This is a genomic window from Paraburkholderia sp. Ac-20342, assembly GCF_017104985.1.
Classification (GTDB): Bacteria; Pseudomonadota; Gammaproteobacteria; order Burkholderiales; family Burkholderiaceae; genus Paraburkholderia.
Map to the genome: position 1 here is coordinate 20,386 of NZ_JAAGPQ010000074.1, position 21,792 is coordinate 42,177.

The window sequence follows — 21,792 nt, forward strand, 5'->3', positions numbered from 1 at the left end:
CGCCGCGCTTAAGCGTTGCCCTTGTTGCCGAGCAGCGATGCGATGCCGCCGAGTGCTCCGAGCACCGAGGTCGTGTTCAACTGGCCGCTGGCCGGCACTTCGCCTTCCGGCGTGGCCGCGTTGACGACGTGCGGCAGGATCTGCGAGAGCAGGCCCGTCACCTGATCGGGCTGGATGCCGGCCTTCGCGGCGAGGCTGGTCACGGCTTCCGAGCCGAGCACGCCATGCAGCGCATCGGCGGCGATCGGCTGGTTCTCGCCGTTGCCGACCCACGAGGACACGACGTCGCCGAGGCCCTTTTCCTGGAAGCGCTGGACCAGGCCGTTCAGGCCGCCCGGCTGGTTGTTGACGAATTCGAGCGCGGCTGCGATCAGCGCTTGCTGGCCGCCGCCTTCGGGCGACTTGCCAATCAGGGAACCGATAGTGTCGAGTAGGCTCATGACGGTCTCTCTTGAATGCCGGCGCGCGCATGGCGGCCTGGCGGGTGAAAGCGCCGCGCGGTTGCGCGGCACGTTGAAACGGAAGAACGGTGGCGGGCGGCTTGGCCACGCACGTTACGCGTGAATCGTCTGCATTCGTTCGCGTGTTGCGCGGGCCTGAAGCACGGCCTTGCAGCATGGATTCGCGATGCCGCCGGCCACGTCCTGGCGTGTTGCTGCTCGTGCTGCTCGATGCGTTGCTGCGGTAGGGCTTCGGTACGTCTGCGGCAGCGTTATGCGCCGGAAGCCGCGGCGGCCGATGCCGCCTTGCTCTTCTTCGCCTTCTTCTTCGAGGCCTTGGTGCCGGATGCGGCAGCCGGCGCGCTCGCAGCGGCTACCGGTGCCGATGCGGCCGCTGCCTCGGCTGCGGCGGCTTTGCTCTTCTTCTTCGACTTCGACGGTTTCGCCGCGGACGCTTGCGTGGGCGCGGCCGGTGCGGTCGTGGCAGCCGGTGCCGGTGCTGCGGTCGTAGCCGCGGGTGCGGCGGTGGTCGGCGCGGGAGCCGCCGTGGTCGCAGCCGGAGCCGCTGCCGGTGCGGCCTTCGTGCTGGCCGATTTCGTGGATGCCTTCGCGCCGGTCGGCGGCGCGGACGAGCCGTTGATCGTCAGGCCGGCCGCTTCGAGATTCTGGACCGATTTGGTGCCGATGCCCTTCACCCGCGCGGCGAGATCATCGGCATCCTTGAACGGGCCGTTTTTGGTCCGCTCGTCGATGATCGCTTTCGCATGCACGGGGCCGATGCCCTTGACCGATTCAAGCCCCGCCTGATCGGCGGAATTCACTTCAACGGCTGCGGCAAAACCGGCCGACAGCGACAAAGCCACAGCAACGCAAAGCATTAAAAGCTTCTTCAGCATGGCAAGCACTCCATTGAGGGCAAAAAAAGTTAGCCGGGAACGGACGACGCATTCTGTCGAGCGGCGCTGCGCTTAAGCATAGAACAAATCGCCGGCCCTTATTTGCGAACGCGGACGATTTATACCGATCGTTTCGAGACAAGTAAATCGCGGCGGACAATATTTAAACTTTTTGCCAGCCGGATAGCATGGTCTGCATAGTCTCCTTGAAGCCGTCGTTGCGAGAATTCGCCGTTGCCGTTTGAATCTTCCGATTCAAACCCCGCTTTCTCCCGATCCTACCCGCAACCACACGCAGCTACCCACAGCCGCTTTATCGCGCAGCCGAATCCACCTTCATTCCTACAGCTTCGCGCATATGCCGCCGGCTCACGAAGCGCCAGTACACGAACAGGCCGATCCCGGCCAGCGCGAGACTCGCCGTATTCGCGACCCAGAAGCCGCGCGCGCCGGTCAGCCACGGCGGCGTGATACCGGTCGTATCGAAGCCGAGCAGGTAGCCGCCGCCGAGCCCGACGCCCCACAGCGCAACCGCATAGATCACGGTCGGCACGACCGCCACCTTGTAGGCGCGCAACACGAACGCGGTCGAGATCTGCAACGCATCGAACAGGTGATAGCAGACGACGATCAGCACGAGCGGCAACGCCTTCGCCGCGACCTGCGCGTCGGTCGTATAACCGTCGACGATATACGGCCGCAGCAGAAGCACGAGCGCGCCATAGCAGCAGGCGATCGCCACCGCCATCGCGATGCCGTGACGCGACAGCGTGCGCGCCGCGTCCGGCTTATGCGCACCGAGCGCCTGGGCGACGAGCGTCGACGATGCGATGCCGATCGACAGCGGTGTCATGTAGAGCACCGCGCCGATATTGCCGGCGATCTGATGCCCCGCGAGCGTCGTCGTGCCGAAGCGCGCGATAAAGAGCGCCATGAACGTGTACGAGGTGACTTCGATCAGGTACGACAGACCCATCGGAATGCCGAGCCGCAACTGCGCCACCTGACGCTTCCAGACTGGCCAGCAGAAGTGCGTGAAGATGCCGAGCGGCCTGAACACGTCGACGCGCACGAGCAGCAGCATGCCGAGCACGGCGAGTCCCCAGTTGAGCGCGGTGCTGGCGAGCGCGCAGCCGGGACCGCCGAGCGCCGGCACACCGAGGCCGCCGAAAATGAGCCACGTATTGAGCGGGATCTTGAGCAGCAGCGCGCCGATCTGCAGGAACATCACGAGCCGCGGCTTGCCGAGCGCATTGGCGACCGAACTGTAGACGCGAAACGCGAGGCCGGCGGGCAGGCCGAACGCAAGAATCCGCAGATACGCGAGCGTGCGTTCGTGCAGCGCCTCGGGCACGCGGGAGAGTGCCAGCAGCGGCCCCGGAAAGAACAGGATCAGAAAGCCGATCACGGTCAGCGCGGCGGCGAGCCAGAACGACTGGCGCACTTCCTCGCCGATCTCGCCATGGCGGCGCGCGCCGTAGAGCTGCGCGGCAATCGGCTGCAATGCGGTGAGGATGCCGGTCAGGCTGATATAGACCGACACGTAGATCGACGAACCGAGACCGAGCGCGGCCAGATCGACGGCCGAGTAGCGGCCGACCATCGCCGTATCGATCACGCCAAAGGCGATGATCGCCAGTTGGCCGATCAATACGGGCCACGCGAGCGCGGCGATTTTCCGTATGTCGGCGAACATCGTCAGTCGAGCCTCTTGCGCCAGCCGCGCCGCTTGCCGGGCGGCGGCTTTGGACGGTCGATGCGCACGTACAGGCGGAAGCGTTCGTCGCGGTCGGCGGCGCGGCGGCCTTCCCAGACGAGCTTCCAGATGTAGTCGGGCATCGCGCTCGGATCGCCGTACTCCTGCGTGTCCTGGCGCAGAATCACGTCGCAGTCCTGGTCGAACGCGAAGTGCATGTCGCCGAAATAGGCGAAGGTCGCGATCTGCGCATTGCCGAGCCGCACGGGCGAGATGCAGGTGTAGTCCTCGGGCAGATGGCTCGCGATCTGTTGCGCGACGTCGCGGTAGGTCCGGCTGTAGTTGACGACCGGCAGCCAGAGGGTCATCAGCAGCACCCACATCAGCGTGGTGCCGGCGCTCGAGAGCACGACGCTGCGCCACAGCACCTTCGGATGACGCGCGAGACGCCAGCGCACGAGCACGAACCAGCACACGGTCACGGCCACCGCGCACACGAACGAGAGAATTTTGAACTGCGGCACGAAGCCCGGCGCGAGCCGAGCCAGATTGCGCGCGAGCGGATGCGGAAAACCGGTGAGGCTGGCCACATACACGAGCCACACGAAGCTGCCGAGAATCGTGAAGCTCAACAGTGCGAACCAGTCGATCGCGTTGATCGCGCCGCGCTTGAGCGTCGGCAGCGCGAAGGTCGCCAGCACCGCGAGCGGCGGCAGCAACAGCATGTAGAGCCGGTTCGACTGATGGCTTTGCAGCACGACGAGCACGAAGAGCGGGCCGATTACCGAGAGCGGAATCGCTACGTGCGGCGCGCGGCGCAGTCCCTTCCAGCTGAACCACGACCACAGCGCGAGCGGCCATGCGGGCCAGGTGAAGAGCGGCAGGTTTTTCAGCGCGTAGGCAGCGACCGAGCCGGGCGGCCCCGCGAACGAAATCAGGCTGACGTGGACCCACTGGTTCAGGTACCAGACGGCGTCGTCGGGGAAGGCGGCGATGGCGATGATCGGCCACGATATCGCGAGCACGAGCGCGACCGGCAGACCCGCGAGCAGCAGCCAGCGCGAGCGCGTTTCGCGCACGATCAGCGTCATCGCGAGCGTGCCGAGCAGCAGCGCGCCGACCAGCACGGGACTGCTCGCGAGCGTGACGAGGCCGATCGCGAGACCCCAGATCAGCGCGCCCTGGATCGGCTTGTCGATCATGCGCACGAGGCCGTACACGAGCATCGCGATGCAGACGAACTGCGCGAGTTGCGGCGTGGTTTCGTGACCGCGCTCGGCGAGGCCGAAGCATGCGAGCAGGATCAGCAGCGCGCCGTCGCCGAGCGTGCGGCCGTAGTCGCGCGGTTCCGGCTCGCCGCCGAACGCATATTTGAACGGCTGGACCTCGGCGCGCCGGCCGAGCAGGTAAGCGGCATACCAGACGAACGCGCAGCCCGCGCAGAACAGCAGGCCCGTGAATACGCGCGAGGCGTTGCTCGCATCGACCCACGGCGCGAGCACGCGGATCGCACTGGCGCCGAGCCAGTAGCCGAGCGGGCCGTCCTCGGTCATATATTTGCCGACGAGGTTCGGCAGCAGCCAGTCGTGGGCGCCGCCGTTCGCCATGGTCCACATGACACCGAAGCCGGCTGCGTCCTCGTTCTTCCACGGGTCGCGACCGAACAGGCCGAACGATGCGTAGACGATACAGATGGTCAGCAGCAGCCAGCGCGGCAAGGCACTGGTTGCTGAGGCAGTGAGGCGAACGACAGGTCTCATGCGGTGTGTCGGTATTGGATAGGCGATGCAGCCGGAGCGGGCCGGCGGGTCAGGGCGGAAGGGCCCGTCTCGAGCATCCGGCATTGTAGACGTGCCGTGCGATGCGCGTCACGGGCGGTAACGGCCGGCAACGTCCTTGTGCGTGCTGTAACAGTGGCGATAGCGGTGGTGCGAGCGGAGTACGCGCGCGGGAACGCCAGGGAGCGTGCGGCAGTGAGCAGAAGCGGCTACAAAATCGGACGCAGAAGCGGACACAAACGCGTGCCCAAACGCAGGCGAAAGCAGGCGATACGAAAAAGGGCAGCTCGCGCTGCCCTTTTTTTGCTTCGCTGCCGGCCTGAGGCCGGCGACGATGCGGTATTACTTTGCTGCCTTGCCCGAAGCGCGTGCGCCGAACTTCTTGTTGAACTTCTCGACGCGGCCTGCCGTGTCCATGATCTTTTGCTGGCCGGTGTAGAACGGATGCGATTCCGACGACACTTCGATCTTTGCGAGCGGGTAGGTCTTGCCGTTGAATTCGGCGGTTTCACGCGTCTGGATGGTCGAGCGCGTCACGAACTTGAAGTCGTTCGACATGTCGATGAACAGGACTTCGCGGTAATCCGGGTGAATGCCTTCTTTCATGGTCTTTCCTTTAATCTGGCGGTAGCCAACCCGCGTGCAGCCTCGATAATCGGACTGCCTTCAGGCGCGAGCCACTTGCCTACGGTCGAAAAACCGCGATTATGCCAGAAAATCAGTTGCTTGGCGAATTTTCTGCCAGCGGTTTCTCTTGGCCTTGCCTCGGCTCATTGAATGGCGCCGGCGGCCCCTCGGCGCTGCCTTCAAACCGGCGCGAACGCCAGCCCCACGCGCGCCGGGTCCTGCCGGTAGTAGCGCGCGAGCAGCCGGTACAGTTCCGGATACTCGGCCTCGAACGCCTGCGGCCGCACGAACAGCGCCTCGCTGCACACGGCAAAAAATTCCGACGGATGATCCGCCGCGTACGGATCGATCAGCGAGTCGCGCTCGAAACGCGCCCAGCGGTGTTCCGGCACCGCGTCGACCTTCGCGCAGAACTGGTCGTACGCGTGGTCGAACACGTCGGCCCATGCCCCGCTATCGAGCGGCGCGTGCCAGCGGCGCAGCAGCGGCGGGTGGCCGTCCGCTTCGCCGTTCAGCATGTCGATCTTGTGCGCGAACTCGTGGATCACGACGTTGTACGCGTCGGTGCCGTCCGTCATCTGCGCGTCTTCCCACGACAGCACCACCGGCCCGCCTTCCCACGCCTCGCCGCTCGCATCGTGCTCGATCTCGTGGACCACGCCGTCTTCGTCCTCGACGGTCTTGCGAATCACGAATTCACCCGGATAGACGATCACGCCGACCCAGCCGCGGTACAGATCGAGGCCCAGGTTCAGCACGGGCAGGCAGGCTTGCACGGCGATGCCGACCGTCATTGCGTCGGTCAGCTCCAGTTCGTGCGCGGTGGAGAACTCCTTTTGCGCGATGAACAGGCTCGTCAGCTCGCGCAGCCGCGCGAGATCGGGCGCATCGAGATGCGCGAGAAACGGCAAGCCGTCGAGCGTGGCCTGCCACAGCGGCTTGTCGATTGCGTAATCGCGCAGCGCGCGCTCGCGGCGGCGTGTGCCGAGCCAGTCGGTGAGTTTCGAGAGCATGGCGTGAGCCTACCTCTAGTCGATCTGTTTTTGCTGCACGGTGAACAGGGCGCCGCGTAACGCGACGCCGATCAGCGGATTAAAACCGTTGGGCGAAGCCGGAAAGCTTGTCTGCCGCGCGAGCATCCGCGCTGGTCGTGCGACTCGCGAGTGTGTCCCGGTACACCGGATTGTACGGACTCGCGGCCCCCGCGAGGCGACTCCGATGCAGCGTGAACCGATGCCGGCCCGACGATGATCCCGGCGGCGCGCCGGTGCCGAGCGTGTCGACACTTGAACGGATAGACGGGCATGTTTGACGACGCTGGCGATGCGCGGAGCAAGCGGCATAGGCGAAAAAAAACCGCTCGCGGATCGCGAACGGTTTTGCATTCGATGATGCAGTCGCCAGCCTTTACATACAGCCAGCATGCGTCGTCATGCGTTAGCTGCCGCCACCGCGACGCATCATGTCGAAGAACTCGGAGTTGCTCTTCGTCTGACGGATCTTGTCGAGCAGGAATTCCATCGACTCGACTTCGTCCATGTCGTGGATGAACTTGCGCAGCACCCAGATTTTTTGCAGCACTTCGGGCTTGATCAGCAGCTCTTCGCGGCGCGTGCCCGACTTGTTCAGGTTGATCGACGGGTAGACGCGCTTCTCGGCGAGGCGGCGCTCAAGGTGCACTTCCATGTTGCCGGTGCCCTTGAACTCTTCGTAGATCACGTCGTCCATACGGCTGCCGGTTTCGATCAGCGCCGTGCCGATGATGGTCAGCGAGCCGCCTTCCTCGATATTGCGCGCCGCGCCGAAGAAGCGTTTCGGGCGCTGCAGCGCGTTCGCGTCGACACCGCCGGTGAGCACCTTGCCCGAGGCCGGCACGACGGTGTTGTAGGCGCGCGCGAGCCGCGTGATCGAGTCGAGCAGGATCACCACGTCGTTCTTCATTTCGACGAGACGCTTGGCCTTTTCGATCACCATTTCGGCGACCTGCACGTGACGCGCGGCCGGTTCGTCGAACGTGGAAGCGATCACTTCGCCCGCCACCGAACGCTGCATTTCCGTCACTTCTTCCGGACGTTCGTCGATCAGCAGCACGAACAGCTTGACGTCGGGATGGTTCTGTTTGATTGCATGCGCGATGTGCTGAAGCATCACGGTCTTGCCCGACTTCGGCGAGGCGACGAGCAGGCCGCGCTGGCCTTTGCCGATCGGCGCGATCATGTCGATGATGCGGCCCGTCACGTTTTCTTCGCCGCGCATTTCACGTTCGAGCAGCAGCACCTTGTTCGGGTGCAGCGGCGTCAGGTTTTCGAACATGATCTTGTGCTTCGAGGCCTCCGGCGGCTGGCCGTTGACCTTGTCCACCTTCACCAGCGCGAAATAGCGTTCGCCGTCTTTCGGCGTGCGCACTTCGCCTTCGATCGTGTCGCCCGTATGCAGGTTGAAGCGGCGGATTTGCGACGGGCTGATGTAAATATCATCCGTGCTGGCGAGGTAGGACGTTTCCGGCGAACGCAGGAAACCGAAACCGTCCGGCAGCACTTCGAGCGTGCCGTCGCCGAAGATCGTGTCGCCCGCTTTGGCTCGTTTTTTTAGAATGGCGAACATCAATTCCTGCTTGCGCAGGCGGTTCGCGCTTTCGATCTCGAGGCCATTGGCCATCTCGATCAATTGGGACACGTGCAGAGTCTTAAGCTCGGATAAATGCATACGGAGAACCCGCAGGAGAAGGTGCGACGAAATGAAATCTGGGAGGAGGGTGAGCGGAACGCTCAAAGACTTACACGTCTTTTCGACGTTGTGCGGATTCTAGCATAGCACACGCCAATTTCCGCCAGTGCGGCGGCGTGGCCTCTTTCTCGCGGGGCGTGTTGCCGGCTGACAACACGCCCGGTGGGTACGCACGGGTCAGGCGTTCTGGCGGAGGCGCTTGCTGAGTGCCGCCAATCCGCCTGCGCCGCGGCGTTGCTTTACAGGTTGCCGTCGAGGAACGCGGTGAGTTGCGACTTCGACAATGCGCCGACTTTCTGAGCGGCGACTGCGCCGTTCTTGAACAGGATCAGCGTGGGGATGCCGCGCACGCCGAACTTGACCGGCGTGGACTGATGCTCGTCCACATTGATCTTCGCGATTTGCAGGCGATCTGCGTAATCCTTCGCGACTTCGTCGAGGATCGGCGCGATCATCTTGCACGGACCGCACCATTCGGCCCAGAAATCGAGCAGCACGGGTTTGTCGGATTTCACTACGTCCTGTTCGAACGATGCGTCGCTGATATGTTTGATTTGTTCGCTCATTTATGAATACCTCTATCGGTTCGAGGCCCGCCTGAATTGCTCGCCACGATACGTCAAAAACCGGGAAAACTTCCGTTCGTTTTGCCGCGCCCTGAGTCTTGCCGCGCATGCCTGCGAAAACCCGAAAACAGTCTGAAAAGACACCGGATTTTCACGGAATGAGCGGAAAGACTCGCGTTTGCGGGTCTTTCAACTGGCAGTGTAGCTTAATTCGCTATGCGTTGCCGGGGGCGATAGTACTCACAAAGGCAGTGGGGCCAACGACTGCCGGTGAAGCGCCATCGGGTTCCCTTGATTCCCGTTACTGTGACTGATTGATGTACGGTCATCGCGACGCAACGTAGATGGAGGCGGGCGTGCCGAACTCAAGTGCGGTGCGTGGACGCGATTTCGGCATGTGCTCATCTATATATAGAGAGGCGACGAAGGCAACGAGAGGGCGGGTGTCGCGAAGTGTCTGATCCCATGCGCCGAACTCGCTTTGCTCGTATTAACAGTCGCGCGATGCGCCAAGCAATGATAGAATCTTTCGTGACGGGCCTCCTCGCATGGAGGGATGGTCAACCTGGTCAGGTCGGGAACGAAGCAGCCACAGCCGTTTTCCACCAGTGCCGAGGGTCGGGCTCGTCACCTTCCTCTTCTGTTTTTCCCCGTAGCGGTTTTCTTTCGCGGTTTCTCCGCAGCCATTTCCGGTTTTCGTTTTCATTGCCTGCCGCGTTCGCCTAGAGCATCGTCGTGGTCAATGCGCGCGTCCATCGTGATCGCTCATCGCCGCTTCTTTTTCCGGCGGCCGTCGCGGATGCGGCCGCGAATGTCACCGGCTTTCCACGATGCTTCGTCAGCCTGTCCGAGGGGCGCGGCAACGCGCGCTCGCGCTCGTGTCCGATTCGGTTTTTCGCCGCATCGTTACTGATACAATTTCCAGATGACCTATCAAGTTCTCGCACGCAAATGGCGGCCGAAGGATTTCGCTTCGCTCGTCGGACAGGAGCACGTGGTGCGCGCGCTCACCCATGCGCTCGACGGTGGCCGTCTGCACCACGCCTATCTGTTTACCGGCACGCGCGGCGTCGGCAAGACCACGCTGTCGCGCATCTTCGCCAAAGCGCTGAACTGCGAGACCGGCGTGACCTCGACACCGTGCGGCGTGTGCCGCGCGTGTCGCGAGATCGATGAGGGACGTTTCGTCGATTACGTCGAGATGGACGCGGCGAGCAATCGCGGCGTCGACGAAATGGCCGCGCTGCTCGAGCGCGCGGTGTACGCGCCCGTCGATGCGCGCTTCAAGGTCTATATGATCGACGAAGTGCACATGCTGACGAACCACGCCTTCAACGCGATGCTGAAGACGCTCGAAGAACCGCCGCCGCACGTCAAATTCATTCTCGCGACCACCGACCCACAGAAGATTCCGGTCACGGTGCTGTCGCGCTGTCTGCAGTTCAATCTGAAGCAGATGCCGGCCGGTCATATCGTGTCGCATCTCGAACGCATTCTCGGCGAAGAGCAGGTGCCGTACGACGCACAGGCGCTGCGTCTGCTCGCGCGCGCGGCCGACGGCTCGATGCGCGACGCGCTTTCGCTGACCGATCAGGCGATCGCCTATTCGGCGAACCAGGTCAGCGAGGACGCGGTGCGCGGCATGCTCGGCGCGCTCGACCAGAGCTATCTGATCCGTCTGCTCGACGCGCTCGCGCAGGGCGACGGCGCGGCGGTGCTCGCGGTTGCCGACGAAATGGCGCTGCGCAGCCTGTCGTTTTCGACGGCGCTGCAGGATCTCGCGAGCTTGCTGCATCGGATCGCATGGGCGCAGTTCGCGCCGTCGTCGGTGCTCGACGAATGGCCGGAGGCGGCCGATCTGCGCCGCTTCGCCGAGGCGATGAGTCCCGAGCAGGTGCAACTGTTCTATCAGATCGCGACGATCGGCCGAAGCGAACTGGGGCTCGCGCCCGACGAGTACGCCGGTTTCACGATGACGCTGCTGCGCATGCTCGCGTTCGAGCCGGCGCCTGACGGCGGTGGCGGCGGTGGAACGGCAGGCGCGGGTTCGCAGGCAGGCGGCGCGGGCGCGGCGGGTGCGAAGCGCTCGGGCGCGCCGACGGTTGCCGCGTTGCGTGCGCCGTCGGGATCGTCTGCTGCGGTGGCTCCGTCGGTGCCGGCCGCGGGCACGCGCGATGCGATGCAGGCAGCCGCGGCGGTTCGCGGGCCGCAGGCTGGCGGCGATGTCAGCCGAGATCAACGCGAGGCGGTGAAATCCGCCGCGCCGGTTGTGCAACCGGCTGTGGTCACGCAAGCGTCGGCGGCATCGCAATCGTCCGATGCCGAAGTCGTCGGTGAAGGCGAGCCGGTTGCGGCTGAGGGCAAGGCGACGTCTGCCGGCATCGGCGATGCGTCGCCAGCAGCCGCGGAGCGTCCAGTGGCGCCTTGGGGAGACATGCCCACGGGCGAAAACGCCGCCAGCGCTGACTCGACCGAATCGACTTCGCCAGCGCTGACCGATGACGCAGCGCCGGCCGCGTCCGCAACAGCCGCGCAAGCCGGCACCGGGCAAGCCGCATCGCAGAGGCAAGAGCAAGAAGAGACACAAGAACAGGAACAGGCACAGCCCACCTCGACAACCGCGCAAGCCGCAGCCGATTCCACTGCGCGTCGTGCCGGCGGCGCGAGCGCCGCACTCGACGTGCTGCGTAACGCCGGCCTCAAGGTATCTTCGAACCGCGGCCGCGCGACTTCGGGCACGGCGCCTGCCGCACCCGCGACACCGAAGCCGGCCACACCGCGCGTAGTCGTCCCGGTGCCGACACCGGGCGCGCCGCGCCGTGCGCCACAAGAGGCGACGGGAACGGCCAGCGCCGCCGCGCAAGCATCGTCGCCGCGCAGCAGCAGCGCGGAGCCGGACGGCTCGTCAGTTCCGCCGTGGGACGACATGCCGCTCGACGACTACATGCCGGTCTCGGCTGCGGACGACGCCTATTTCGTCCCGCCGGACGATAACTACGTACCCGTATTCGATCGCGGCCCCGACGACGTCCGCATGGACCGCGCACCCGCGAAACCGGCTCCCGCGCCGGTCGTCAATACGCGCCCGCTGCCGCCCGCCGTGCCGCTCGATCCGCTCGGCTTCACGGGCGACTGGCCCGCGCTCGCGGTCGATCTGCCGTTGAAGGGCATTTCGTACCAGCTCGCGTTCAACAGCGAACTGATGGCGCTCGACGGCAACACGCTCAGGCTCAACGTACCGGTGCCGCAATACGCGGAAGCGTCGCAGGTCGCTAAACTGAAGGTGGCGCTCGCCGAGCGGCTTGGCCAGAGCGTCGACGTGCAGGTCGAGGTCGGCCCGGCGCGCCGCACGGCCGCCGCGCACGACGCCGCGCAGCGCGCCCAGCGCCAGCAGGAAGCCGAGCGCGAGATTCGCGCCGATCCGTTCGTGCAGTCGCTGATTCGCGAATTCGGCGCGAGCATCGTCGACGGCTCGATCCGCCCGCTTACCCCGGACGCCGCCAACGGCGCGTCGCCGGCCCACTGATCCAACCTGATCCACCCTTTGCGGCGTCGTCGGAGCACGGCGCCGGAACCCCGGATTTCACGCTATCCAGAAGGAGCATGTCCATGATGAAAGGCCAACTCGCCGGGCTGATGAAGCAAGCCCAGCAGATGCAGGAAAACATGAAGAAGATGCAGGAGCAACTCGCGCAGATCGAAGTCGAGGGGCAGTCGGGCGCCGGTCTCGTCAAGGTGACGATGACCTGCAAGAACGACGTGCGCCGCGTGTCGATCGATCCGAGCCTGCTCGCCGACGACAAGGACATGCTGGAAGACCTCGTCGCCGCCGCGTTCAACGACGCCGTGCGCAAGGCCGAGGCGACCGCCCAGGAAAAGATGGGCGGCATGACCGCGGGCCTGCCGCTGCCGCCGGGCTTCAAGCTGCCGTTCTGAATCTGCTGTCACGAGGGCGAGTGCCGCGGCGCCCGTCGCCGTGGCGTGCGCGCAGGCGCTGAGACGGCGCGCGACGTGTGCGGGCTGCGGGGACTGAAAGCATCCGCAGGGATCCGCCGCGCGAAAGGCGAGGCCGAACGTGCCGCCGCCGCGGACGTTGCGAACTTCAACGTCACCGTCGCGCCGAAGCACGCTTCGCGCGGCGCGCCCGCACCTCGATTCGCCCACCAGAGCCTCATCCACTTCGACGCCGATCCGCATGAAACAACCTTCCGCCCTGTCGGCGCTCGTCGAAGCGCTGCGTGTGCTGCCCGGTGTCGGGCCCAAGTCCGCGCAACGCATGGCGTATCACCTGATGCAGCACGATCGCGAAGGCGCCGAAAAACTCGGCCGCTCGCTGCTGTTCGCCACCGAGCATCTGCGCCACTGCGAAAAGTGCAACACGTTTACCGAAGCGCAGATCTGCGAGGTCTGCCTCGATGAAGAGCGCGATCCGTCGCTGCTGTGCGTCGTCGAAACGCCGGCCGACCAGATCATGCTCGAACAGACGATGACCTATCGCGGCCTTTACTTCGTGCTGATGGGGCGGCTCAGTCCGCTCGACGGCATCGGCCCGAAGGAGATTCATTTCGACCGGCTCGTGAAGCGCGCCTCGGATGGCGTCGTCAAGGAAGTCGTGCTCGCGACCAATTTCACCAACGAAGGCGAAGCCACCGCGCACTACCTCGGGCAGACGCTCAAGGCGCGCGGGCTTGCGGTCACGCGTCTCGCGCGCGGCGTGCCGGTCGGCGGCGAACTCGAATATGTCGACGCCGGCACGATCGCGCGCGCGATGCTCGATCGCCGTTCGATGTAGCGCGGCGCGGTTGTGCGATTGCCGTGGCGAAGCGCACTGCTTTTTGCCGTGATTCGCGTTGCCGCCAGCATGAGCAGTGCGAGCGTGAAGAGCGGGAGCAAGCCACGCCGCGGCGGCAACGAAAAGCGCGCGGCCCGACCGCGCACCGCGCGTTCGTCGCCGCGGTTTGACGCAGAGAGAAGATAAGGAGCCCCATGAGCGCCACCCCCGAAGCAGGCACGAGCGACTCGGCTGGACGCGAAGGCCAGACTCAAACCCAAGGTCCGCTCGCCGGCGTCAAGGTGCTCGAACTCGGCACGCTGATCGCCGGTCCGTTCGCCGCACGTTTTCTCGGCGAATTCGGCGCCGAGGTCATCAAGATCGAAGACCCGAAAGGCGGCGATCCGCTGCGCAAATGGCGCAAGCTGTATCCCGAAGTCGGCGGTACATCGCTGTGGTGGGCCGTGCAGGCGCGCAACAAGAAGTCCGTCACGATCAATCTGAAAGCCGAAGAGGGCAAGGAGATCGTGCGGCGGCTCGCGAAAGAGGCCGATATCGTCGTCGAGAATTTCCGCCCCGGGCTGCTCGAAAAGCTCGGGCTCGGTTATGACGTGCTCTCGGCCGAGAACCCCGGCCTCGTGATGGTGCGGCTGTCCGGTTACGGTCAGACCGGCCCGTATCGCGACCGGCCAGGCTTCGGCGCGATTGCGGAGTCGATGGGCGGGCTGCGCCATATCACCGGCTATCCGGATCTGCCGCCGCCGCGCATCGGCATTTCGATCGGCGATTCGATCGCGGCGCTGCATGGCGTGATCGGCGCGCTGATGGCGCTGCATCACAAGCAGGTGAACGGCGGCAAGGGGCAGGTCGTCGACGTCGCGCTGTACGAGGCCGTCTTCAACATGATGGAAAGCGTGGTGCCCGAGTACGGTGTGTACGGCATGGTGCGCGAGCGCACCGGCGCGTCGCTGCCAGGCATCGTGCCGTCGAACACGTATCCGTGCCGCGACGGCAGCATCGTGATCGGCGGCAATAGCGATCCGATCTTCAAGCGCCTGATGAGCGCGATCGAACGCGACGATCTCGCGAACGACCCGGCGCTCGCGCATAACGACGGCCGCGTGCCGCGCACCCAGGAGATCGACGCTGCGATTGCCGCGTGGCTCTCCACGCGCACGATCGACGAGGCGCTCGCGGTGCTCAACGCGGCCGACGTGCCGGTCGGGCGCATCTACAGCGTGGCCGATATGTTCGCCGATCCGCAGTTCATCGCGCGGCAGATGATCCAGAGTTTCAAGTGGCAGGACGGCCGCGAAATCACGCTGCCGGCGGTCACGCCGAAGCTCTCGGCGACGCCCGGCGAGACGCGCTGGCTTGGTCCCGCACTGGGTGAACATACCGATGAAGTCCTGCAATCGCTAGGTTATGATGCTGACGACATTGCAAGGCTGCATACGCAACAGATCGTTTGACGCAGATCGTTTGAGGCGAACGCAACAGGCGATCCGGGAAGCGGCACGACAGGTGATACGACAGGCGGCGCAAAGAACGCCGCCACGACCGACGCCGGGAAAACCGGACAACAAAAATCTGGAGACAACAGACCATGCAACGCAGAACCTTCCTTGCCGGCGGCGTCGCGCTCGCGGGCGCCACGCTCGCCACCACGCCGCTTGCCTTTGCGCAGGGCAAGCCTGAAACCACGAAGGTGGCGATCGCGGTCGGCGGCAAGAACCTGTTCTACTACCTGCCGCTCACGATCGCCGAGCGCCGCAACTACTTCAAGGACGAAGGGCTCGAGGTCGAGATTTCCGATTTCGCCGGCGGTTCGCAGGCGCTGAAGGCGGCGGTCGGCGGCAGCGCGGACGTGGTCTCCGGCGCGTTCGAACACACGCTGCTGCTGCAGGCGCAAAAGCAGTTTTTCCGCGAATTCGTGCTGCAAGGGCGCGCGCCGCAAATCGTGCTCGCGGTGTCGAAGAAGACGATGCCGAACTACAAGTCGATCGCCGATCTGAAGGGCAAGAAGATCGGCGTGACCGCACCGGGTTCGTCGACGTCGATCATGGCGAGCTTCGTGCTCGCGAAAGCGGGGCTCAGTGCGAAGGACGTCGCGTTCATCGGCGTCGGCGCGGGTGCCGGCGCGATCGCCGCGATGCAGTCCGGGCAGATCGACGCGATCGCCAATCTCGATCCGGTCGTGACGCGCCTCGAGCGCGCGGGCGACGTGCGCGTCGTCTCGGATACGCGCACGCTTGCCGATACGCACAGCGTGTTCGGCGGCGATATGCCCGCTGGTTGTCTGTATGCGTCGCAGGCCTTCATCACGAAGAACCCGAACACGACCCAGGCGCTGACCAACGCGATGGTGCGCGCGCTCAAGTGGCTGCAGAACGCGAGCGGCAGCGAACTCATCAACACGGTGCCGGAGAGCTATCTGCTCGGCGACCGCGCGCTCTATCTCGACGCATGGCAGCACGTGCGCGAAGCGATGTCGCCCGACGGCCTGATGCCCGTCGACGGTCCCGCGACCTCGCTGAAGACGCTGAAGGCCTTCGATCCGGTCGTGCAGAACGCACAGATCGATCTGTCGAAGACCTGGACCAACGACTTCGTGAAGAAGGCGCTGGCGACCGTCAAGGCATAAACAGGGCGGCGTGCGAGCGCCTCGGGAGCGATCCGGATGGCATGGCGGGTTCTGTCCATGCCACTCCCGGAGCCTTCGCCGCCGCGGCACTCCGCCCGAACCTGAAACCCGACCGATCCCGATCCCCGAAGCGAGCCGAACGATGACCGTTGCCGCCCTGGCGCTGGAAAACATCACCTGCACGTTTGCCGCGCGCGATAACCGCGCGCAGCGCTACACGGCGGTCAAGGACACCACGCTGCGCATCGAGCCGGGCGAGTTCGTCTCGGTGGTCGGGCCGACCGGCTGCGGCAAGTCCACGCTGCTGAACGTCGGCGCGGGTCTGCTGCAACCGTCGGCGGGTGAAGTCAGCGTGTTCGGCGAAAAGCTCGATGGCCTGAACCGGCGCGCCGGCTACATGTTCCAGGCCGACGCGCTGATGCCGTGGCGCTCGGCGATCGACAACGTGATGGCCGGCCTGTCGTTTCGCGGCGAACCGGCGGCCGACGCGCGCGCGAAAGCCGACGAATGGTTAAAGCGCGTCGGTCTCGGCGGTTTCGGCGACCGCTATCCGCACCAGCTCTCGGGCGGCATGCGCAAGCGCGTCGCGATGGCGCAGACGCTGATACTCGATCCCGACATCATCCTGATGGACGAGCCGTTTTCCGCGCTCGACATTCAAACGCGCCAGCTCATGGAAAACGAGCTGCTCGATCTGTGGGCCGCGAAGCGCAAGGCGGTGCTCTTCATCACGCACGATCTCGACGAGGCGATCGCGATGTCGGACCGCGTCGTCGTGCTCTCGGCGGGACCGGGCACGCATCCGATCGGCGAATTCAGGATCGACCTGCCGCGTCCGCGCGACGTCGCCGAGATTCGCTCGCATCCGCGTTTCGTCGAACTGCATGCACAGATCTGGAGCGTGCTGCGCGACGAGGTGCTGAAGGGGTATCAGCAGCAATGGGCTGCAAGCCAGACGCATTAGGGGCTTGCCGATATTGCGCGCCGCGTTTTCAATATCGGCGCCGCGGCGGCTGTGAAAAATTCGCGCGGGGACGTGCGCGCGTCTCAGCACGATGATGCGATCGGCGGCCACGTGCAGGCACGATACATCGACTCCACACCGATCCGGCCGCTTCGAAAGGCAATCGTCGATATTTATTGTGCTCGTTGTCAGCGCGAAGGTTGGCACGCACGTTAAACGGGGAGCGCCACTTCAGGCGTTTATCAGACGGGGGCCATTTTGAGAAATTCCATCAGTTCAATCGTTGTAAAGGCAGCCATCGTCGCTGCAGGTGCGTGCGCCGTCGCCATTCCGGCCGTTGCGGAGGAAGTCATTGTCGTAGAACCCGGCATCGCACCTCCGCCGGAGCGCGTCGAAGTCTTGCCCGCACCGCGTGTCGGGTACGTTTGGCATAAGGGCCATTGGAGCTGGGATCACGGGCAGTATGTCTGGGTCGCCGGCTATTGGCAGCCCGAGCGCATCGGCTATCACTGGGTCCCTGGCCACTGGATCGAGAATGGCCCGAATTGGCACTGGGTGAAGGGGTACTGGGCCAACTAGGCGAGCGAGCGGTGCGATGCACATCGACACCGATGCAGCAGGTTTTCACCTCAGTGGATGCGAGTGCGAAGCAGGCTTGCACACCATCGCCGGGATCGCAGGGCGATATCGATGGCGGTAGCCGATTGCGTCGCGCCAACGACAAAGCCGCCTTCGGGCGGCTTTGTCGTTTCTGATATTTTCACCAAAGCTTCCGCGCCAACCGCGCCAGAGCCTGTTTGCTCTTTACGCAAAAGATTGGAAACAACACGGCGCTTTCCCTTATGGGAAGGCTATTTGACGGCGGTTTATCATCTTGCGGATTATCAGCAGCAACTGACCGCCGTATAAGCCTGCCGCGCAGGCGGCCATGCACATCGAAAAAGAAGACGCGTTCAATCATCGTCGAAGGCAAACCAAGTCATGTGGAAGACGTTGCGCCCGAGCCGGGCGAATCTGGTGATCTGGCAATGGCTGCTGCTCGTGCTGTGCTTCGTGCTCTGGTACGTGCTGACGAGCCCGACGCTCCTGCCGCCGTTCTATTTCGACGATCCGAACAAGGCCGCGTTCTTCTTCGGCGAGCCGCAGAAAGTGCTGCAACGGATCTGGGAGTGGTTCACGGGCGGCGAAATCTATCTGCATCTGTGGATCACGCTCGTCGAGACCGTGCTCGCGTTCGTGCTCGGCACCGCGCTCGGGCTCGGCGTCGGCCTGTGGCTCGCGCTCGCGCCGGTGGCGAGCGCGCTGTTCGATCCGTACGTGAAGGCCGCGAACTCGATGCCGCGCGTGATTCTCGCGCCGATCTTCGGCGTGTGGTTCGGCCTCGGCATCTGGTCGAAGGTCGCGCTCGGCGTCACGCTGGTGTTCTTTATCGTGTTCTTCAACGTCTATCAGGGCGTGAAGGAAGTGAGCCCGGTCGTGCTCGCGAACGCGCGCATGCTCGGCGCGAACCGCAAGCAGCTGCTGCGCTTCGTCTATCTGCCGAGCGCGATGAGCTGGGTGTTTTCGAGCCTGCATACGTCGGTCGGGCTCGCCTTCGTGGGGTCGGTGGTGGGCGAGTATCTCGGCTCGGCGCGCGGCGTCGGCTATCTGATCCTGCAGGCCGAGGGCACCTTCGACATCAACACCGTGTTCGCGGGGATTCTCGTATTGACCGCGTTTGCGCTGATTCTCGATGGGGTCGTCGGACTCGGCGAGCGGCGCCTGATGAAGTGGCAGCCGCGCACGGGGGATACCGAAAAACTGTGAGGGCAGGGTGGGTGTGTGAGGAGTGGGGCACCGCACCGCGCGCAAAAAAACGCGCCCGGCCAACACGCGCAAGGGCCGCCAAAAAAACAAACGGCGCGGAGTCTGACAACGTTGTTCAGTCTGCGCGCCGTTTTTCATGCTGCGTCACGGTGTAGCCAAGGCGTAGTTACGGCGTAATCACCACCTTGCCGATCACGCGACGCTCGGCCATGTCGCGCAACGCGCGGCCGGTGTCGTCGAGCGCATAGCGGGCCGACACATAGGGCTTCAACTTGCCTGCGCGAATCCAGCCGGTCATCTGCTCGAATGCCGCCTGATTGCGCTGCGGCTCACGCTTCGCGAAGTCGCCCCAGAACACGCCGACCACGCTCGCGCCCTTGAGCAGCATCAGATTGAGCGGCAGCTTCGGAATCTCGCCGTTCGCGAAACCGACCACGAGATAGCGTCCGCGCCATCCGATGCTGCGAAACGCGGGCTCCGCATACATGCCGCCGACCGGGTCGTAGATCACGTCGGGACCCTTGCCGTCGGTGAGCGCCTTGATGCGCTCGCGCAGGTCTTCGCTCGCGTAGTTGATGGTCGCGTCCGCGCCGTGCTTCACGCAGGTCGCGAGCTTCTCGTCGCTCGACGCCGCCGCGATCACGCGCGCGCCGAGCGCCTTGCCGATCTCGACCGCCGCGAGCCCGACGCCGCCGGCCGCGCCGAGCACGAGCAGGGTCTCGTCCGCCTGCAACGCGCCGCGATCGACCACCGCGTGATGCGACGTGCCGTACGCGAGCGTGAAAGCCGCCGCGAGTTCGAACGGCACATCGTCCTCGAGCGGCACGCAGGCCGTGGCCGGCGCGAGCGCCTGTTCGGCGAAGCCGCCCGAGCCCGTGAACGCGGCCACGCGCGAGCCCGGCCTGAATTGCGTGACACCTTCCCCCACCGCGCGCACCACGCCCGCCGCTTCCGAGCCTGGCGTGAACGGCAGCGGCGGCTTGAACTGGTATTTGTTCTCGATGATCAGCACGTCGGGGAAGTTGACGGCGGCGGCTTTGACGTCGATCACGACGTGACCGGGCGGCGCTTCGAGGTCCGGCAGGTTGTCGACGACCAGGCTCTCGGGCGGCCCGTATTGCTTGCAGCGAATCGCGCGCATCGTGTCTCCATCTCGGTTAGGGTTCGCAACGATTTTGAGTGTAAAACAATTCGCACGACCGTGCGATTTATTGCCGGGCAGTGCGCAAGGCCGACGCGTTTCGCTTGCCACGCAAGCGCGCCGGTCATGTCGCTCGCGTGCCATCTTTCCTCGGTTACAATCGCCGCATGCGAATCCTACTCAGCAACGACGACGGTTATCTGGCGCCGGGCCTGGCCGCGCTCTACGAAGCGCTCAAGCCGATCGCGGACGTCACCGTCATGGCTCCCGAACAGAACTGCAGCGCCGCGTCGAATTCCCTGACGCTGTGGCGGCCGCTGTCGGTTCTGCGCTCCGCCAACGGTTTCTACTACGTGAACGGTACGCCGACCGACTCGGTGCACATCGCGCTGACGGGCATGCTCGACCACAAGCCGGACCTCGTCGTATCGGGCATCAACAACGGCCAGAACATGGGTGACGACACACTGTACTCGGGCACCGTCGCGGCGGCCACCGAGGGCATCATGTTCGGCGTGCCGGCCATCGCGTTTTCGCTCGTCGACAAAGACTGGGCGCATCTCGACGATGCGGCCCGCGTCGCCGCCGAAATCGTCGCGCATTATCTCGAGCGGCCGTTGCCGGGGCATCCGCTGCTGAACGTCAACATTCCTAACTTGCCGTACGAAGAACTGCGTGGCTGGCAGATCACGCGGCTCGGCAAGCGGCATCCGTCGCAGCCGGTGATCCGCGAGACCAACCCGCGCGGCGAGCCGATCTACTGGATCGGCCCATCGGGCAGCGCGCGCGACGCGAGCGAAGGCACCGATTTTCACGCGGTCGCCAACGGCGCCGTGTCGATCACGCCGCTGCAGCTCGATCTGACCTACACGCAAATGCTGTCCACGGCGCGCGACTGGCTGCGCGACGGCAGCGGCGCTTCATGACCAGCGAGCGCGCGAGGCGTTTTCCGCTCGGCCTCGAGGACCTGGTGCGCGAGCCGCGCCGTCCCGAAGGACGTCCCGGTGAAATGCGCGCGGCGGCGATCGCCGCCAGCGCGGCGCTGAACACGCGGCAGCAGTCGGCGAAACCGGCGCAGGGCGGCTCGGCGGCACGCGCGCAGGCGAGGGCGGCGACGGTTACGCAGACAGCGTCGCCGGCGCGGCCTCAGGTGATTCCCCAGGCGAAGACGCAAGGCGTTGCGCCGGGCGCGTCCGTGGCGGGAAATGGTGCAATAGGTGCGATGGGTGCGACGCCGCCGAAACCGCAGGCCGCGCCGCTCGCGAGAACCACGGCGAACCCGTTGACGAATGCGTCGGCCGGTGCGCAAGCAAGGCCGTCGCCCAAACAGGCTGTAAAGCAGGCTGTGAAGCCGCGGGGCGTGCAGGCGGCGCAGGCCGTGCCGGTCAAGACGTCGCTGCAGGCGACTGGCCACGGTGCGCGCGCGACGCCAGCGCCTCTTCAGCCGCAGCAGCAAGCCGCGAAACCGGCGCCGCGCGCGAGCGAGCGCGGCAACGTGCCGAACGCCGCGCCGGGCAGCGCCATGAGCGGAACATTCGGCGGCGCGTTCGGTGGTGCAAGCAGCGGCGCGCAGAACAACGCATTGGCGTTGACCTCGGAACGGGTTCGCGAGCGCATGGTCGAACGCCTGCGTGCCAACGGCGTGACCGATCAGCGCGTACTGAATGCGATGGCGGCGGTGCCGCGCCACCTGTTCGTCGATCCGGGTCTCGCGGCCCAGGCCTACGAAGATGCGG

General features: G+C 65.0%; 19 protein-coding genes, 1 other RNA gene and 1 pseudogene. 12 read left to right on the forward strand and 9 right to left on the reverse strand.

The window, feature by feature from the left end:
* Nucleotides 1-8 precede the first annotated feature (8 nt).
* The 8 genes from G3N58_RS25010 to trxA all read right to left on the reverse strand — a co-directional run bounded on the left by G3N58_RS25010 (nt 9) and on the right by trxA (nt 8,730).
* Complete coding sequence (locus tag G3N58_RS25010) at nt 9-440, reverse strand: YidB family protein (protein WP_167038493.1); 432 nt, start codon at nt 438-440, stop codon at nt 9-11.
* Nucleotides 441-712: 272 nt separating this feature from the next.
* Complete coding sequence (locus G3N58_RS25015; protein WP_167038491.1) at nt 713-1,336, reverse strand: helix-hairpin-helix domain-containing protein; 624 nt, start codon at nt 1,334-1,336, stop codon at nt 713-715.
* A gap of 313 nt (nt 1,337-1,649) precedes the next feature.
* Nucleotides 1,650-3,032 (reverse strand): MATE family efflux transporter, encoded by a 1,383-nt coding sequence (locus G3N58_RS25020; RefSeq protein ID WP_206000470.1) that lies wholly within the window; start codon nt 3,030-3,032, stop codon nt 1,650-1,652.
* A 2-nt stretch (nt 3,033-3,034) separates the two neighbouring features.
* Complete coding sequence (locus tag G3N58_RS25025; protein WP_205990133.1) at nt 3,035-4,792, reverse strand: glycosyltransferase family 39 protein; 1,758 nt, start codon at nt 4,790-4,792, stop codon at nt 3,035-3,037.
* A 360-nt stretch (nt 4,793-5,152) separates the two neighbouring features.
* Nucleotides 5,153-5,416, reverse strand: a complete 264-nt coding sequence (locus G3N58_RS25030) for a type B 50S ribosomal protein L31 (protein ID WP_012400355.1) — start codon at nt 5,414-5,416, stop codon at nt 5,153-5,155.
* A 200-nt stretch (nt 5,417-5,616) separates the two neighbouring features.
* Entirely contained in the window at nt 5,617-6,450 is an 834-nt protein-coding gene (locus G3N58_RS25035; RefSeq protein WP_206000471.1) for a M90 family metallopeptidase, read from the reverse strand.
* 424 nt (nt 6,451-6,874) lie between these two features.
* Nucleotides 6,875-8,143, reverse strand: coding sequence for a transcription termination factor Rho (rho, locus tag G3N58_RS25040; RefSeq protein WP_167038483.1), 1,269 nt, complete (start codon nt 8,141-8,143; stop codon nt 6,875-6,877).
* A gap of 260 nt (nt 8,144-8,403) precedes the next feature.
* Nucleotides 8,404-8,730, reverse strand: coding sequence for a thioredoxin TrxA (gene trxA / locus G3N58_RS25045; protein WP_006048864.1), 327 nt, complete (start codon nt 8,728-8,730; stop codon nt 8,404-8,406).
* A gap of 533 nt (nt 8,731-9,263) precedes the next feature.
* On the opposite strand from trxA, the gene ffs reads away from it, so the two are divergent.
* The 10 genes from ffs to G3N58_RS25095 all read left to right on the forward strand — a co-directional run bounded on the left by ffs (nt 9,264) and on the right by G3N58_RS25095 (nt 18,915).
* Nucleotides 9,264-9,362: signal recognition particle sRNA small type (gene ffs / locus G3N58_RS25050), an RNA gene on the forward strand.
* 293 nt (nt 9,363-9,655) lie between these two features.
* A complete protein-coding gene (locus tag G3N58_RS25055; protein WP_206000472.1) occupies nt 9,656-12,256 on the forward strand; it encodes a DNA polymerase III subunit gamma/tau in 2,601 nt (866 codons plus the stop codon).
* A gap of 83 nt (nt 12,257-12,339) precedes the next feature.
* Nucleotides 12,340-12,666, forward strand: a complete 327-nt coding sequence (locus G3N58_RS25060; protein WP_008923976.1) for a YbaB/EbfC family nucleoid-associated protein — start codon at nt 12,340-12,342, stop codon at nt 12,664-12,666.
* 259 nt (nt 12,667-12,925) lie between these two features.
* On the forward strand, nt 12,926-13,522 hold the full coding sequence (gene recR, locus G3N58_RS25065) for a recombination mediator RecR (protein ID WP_013089345.1): 597 nt from the start codon (nt 12,926-12,928) through the stop codon (nt 13,520-13,522).
* Between the two features lie 194 nt (nt 13,523-13,716).
* On the forward strand, nt 13,717-14,973 hold the full coding sequence (locus G3N58_RS25070; RefSeq protein ID WP_167284860.1) for a CaiB/BaiF CoA-transferase family protein: 1,257 nt from the start codon (nt 13,717-13,719) through the stop codon (nt 14,971-14,973).
* Between the two features lie 134 nt (nt 14,974-15,107).
* A complete protein-coding gene (locus G3N58_RS25075; protein WP_167038477.1) occupies nt 15,108-16,145 on the forward strand; it encodes an ABC transporter substrate-binding protein in 1,038 nt (345 codons plus the stop codon).
* A gap of 142 nt (nt 16,146-16,287) precedes the next feature.
* A complete protein-coding gene (locus G3N58_RS25080; protein ID WP_206000473.1) occupies nt 16,288-17,109 on the forward strand; it encodes an ABC transporter ATP-binding protein in 822 nt (273 codons plus the stop codon).
* 297 nt (nt 17,110-17,406) lie between these two features.
* Nucleotides 17,407-17,688 carry a YXWGXW repeat-containing protein gene (locus G3N58_RS25085; RefSeq protein ID WP_346778299.1) on the forward strand — a complete coding sequence of 94 codons (282 nt, stop codon included), beginning with the start codon at nt 17,407-17,409 and terminating at the stop codon, nt 17,686-17,688.
* A gap of 111 nt (nt 17,689-17,799) precedes the next feature.
* Nucleotides 17,800-18,018: a hypothetical protein gene (locus tag G3N58_RS25090; RefSeq protein WP_206000475.1), complete on the forward strand. Its 219-nt coding sequence runs from the start codon at nt 17,800-17,802 to the stop codon at nt 18,016-18,018.
* Nucleotides 18,019-18,090: 72 nt separating this feature from the next.
* On the forward strand, nt 18,091-18,915 hold the full coding sequence (locus tag G3N58_RS25095) for an ABC transporter permease (RefSeq protein WP_167284857.1): 825 nt from the start codon (nt 18,091-18,093) through the stop codon (nt 18,913-18,915).
* Between the two features lie 166 nt (nt 18,916-19,081).
* Here the strand turns inward: G3N58_RS25095 and G3N58_RS25100 are convergent, their stop codons facing one another.
* Nucleotides 19,082-20,056, reverse strand: coding sequence for an NADPH:quinone oxidoreductase family protein (locus tag G3N58_RS25100; RefSeq protein ID WP_206000476.1), 975 nt, complete (start codon nt 20,054-20,056; stop codon nt 19,082-19,084).
* 167 nt (nt 20,057-20,223) lie between these two features.
* On the opposite strand from G3N58_RS25100, the gene surE reads away from it, so the two are divergent.
* Both surE and G3N58_RS25110 read left to right on the forward strand, forming a co-directional pair.
* Nucleotides 20,224-20,982 (forward strand): 5'/3'-nucleotidase SurE, encoded by a 759-nt coding sequence (gene surE / locus G3N58_RS25105; protein ID WP_167038468.1) that lies wholly within the window; start codon nt 20,224-20,226, stop codon nt 20,980-20,982.
* Nucleotides 20,979-21,792: pseudogene (locus G3N58_RS25110) on the forward strand (hypothetical protein); the annotation flags it as partial. The gene surE and the pseudogene G3N58_RS25110, both read left to right, overlap by 4 nt.

What these genes read in the sequence shown, in the direction of transcription:
- G3N58_RS25020 (WP_206000470.1), bottom strand. Translation starts at nt 3,032, where the DNA reads ATGTTCGCCGACATACGGAAAATCGCCGCGCTCGCGTGGCCCGTATTG.
- G3N58_RS25035 (WP_206000471.1), bottom strand. Translation starts at nt 6,450, where the DNA reads ATGCTCTCGAAACTCACCGACTGGCTCGGCACACGCCGCCGCGAGCGC.
- G3N58_RS25010 (WP_167038493.1), bottom strand. Translation starts at nt 440, where the DNA reads ATGAGCCTACTCGACACTATCGGTTCCCTGATTGGCAAGTCGCCCGAA.
- G3N58_RS25025 (WP_205990133.1), bottom strand. Translation starts at nt 4,792, where the DNA reads ATGAGACCTGTCGTTCGCCTCACTGCCTCAGCAACCAGTGCCTTGCCG.
- G3N58_RS25070 (WP_167284860.1), top strand. Translation starts at nt 13,717, where the DNA reads ATGAGCGCCACCCCCGAAGCAGGCACGAGCGACTCGGCTGGACGCGAA.
- G3N58_RS25100 (WP_206000476.1), bottom strand. Translation starts at nt 20,056, where the DNA reads ATGCGCGCGATTCGCTGCAAGCAATACGGGCCGCCCGAGAGCCTGGTC.
- rho (WP_167038483.1), bottom strand. Translation starts at nt 8,143, where the DNA reads ATGCATTTATCCGAGCTTAAGACTCTGCACGTGTCCCAATTGATCGAG.
- recR (WP_013089345.1), top strand. Translation starts at nt 12,926, where the DNA reads ATGAAACAACCTTCCGCCCTGTCGGCGCTCGTCGAAGCGCTGCGTGTG.
- G3N58_RS25030 (WP_012400355.1), bottom strand. Translation starts at nt 5,416, where the DNA reads ATGAAAGAAGGCATTCACCCGGATTACCGCGAAGTCCTGTTCATCGAC.
- surE (WP_167038468.1), top strand. Translation starts at nt 20,224, where the DNA reads ATGCGAATCCTACTCAGCAACGACGACGGTTATCTGGCGCCGGGCCTG.
- G3N58_RS25060 (WP_008923976.1), top strand. Translation starts at nt 12,340, where the DNA reads ATGATGAAAGGCCAACTCGCCGGGCTGATGAAGCAAGCCCAGCAGATG.
- G3N58_RS25075 (WP_167038477.1), top strand. Translation starts at nt 15,108, where the DNA reads ATGCAACGCAGAACCTTCCTTGCCGGCGGCGTCGCGCTCGCGGGCGCC.
- G3N58_RS25095 (WP_167284857.1), top strand. Translation starts at nt 18,091, where the DNA reads ATGTGGAAGACGTTGCGCCCGAGCCGGGCGAATCTGGTGATCTGGCAA.
- G3N58_RS25090 (WP_206000475.1), top strand. Translation starts at nt 17,800, where the DNA reads ATGGCGGTAGCCGATTGCGTCGCGCCAACGACAAAGCCGCCTTCGGGC.
- G3N58_RS25080 (WP_206000473.1), top strand. Translation starts at nt 16,288, where the DNA reads ATGACCGTTGCCGCCCTGGCGCTGGAAAACATCACCTGCACGTTTGCC.
- G3N58_RS25015 (WP_167038491.1), bottom strand. Translation starts at nt 1,336, where the DNA reads ATGCTGAAGAAGCTTTTAATGCTTTGCGTTGCTGTGGCTTTGTCGCTG.
- G3N58_RS25055 (WP_206000472.1), top strand. Translation starts at nt 9,656, where the DNA reads ATGACCTATCAAGTTCTCGCACGCAAATGGCGGCCGAAGGATTTCGCT.
- trxA (WP_006048864.1), bottom strand. Translation starts at nt 8,730, where the DNA reads ATGAGCGAACAAATCAAACATATCAGCGACGCATCGTTCGAACAGGAC.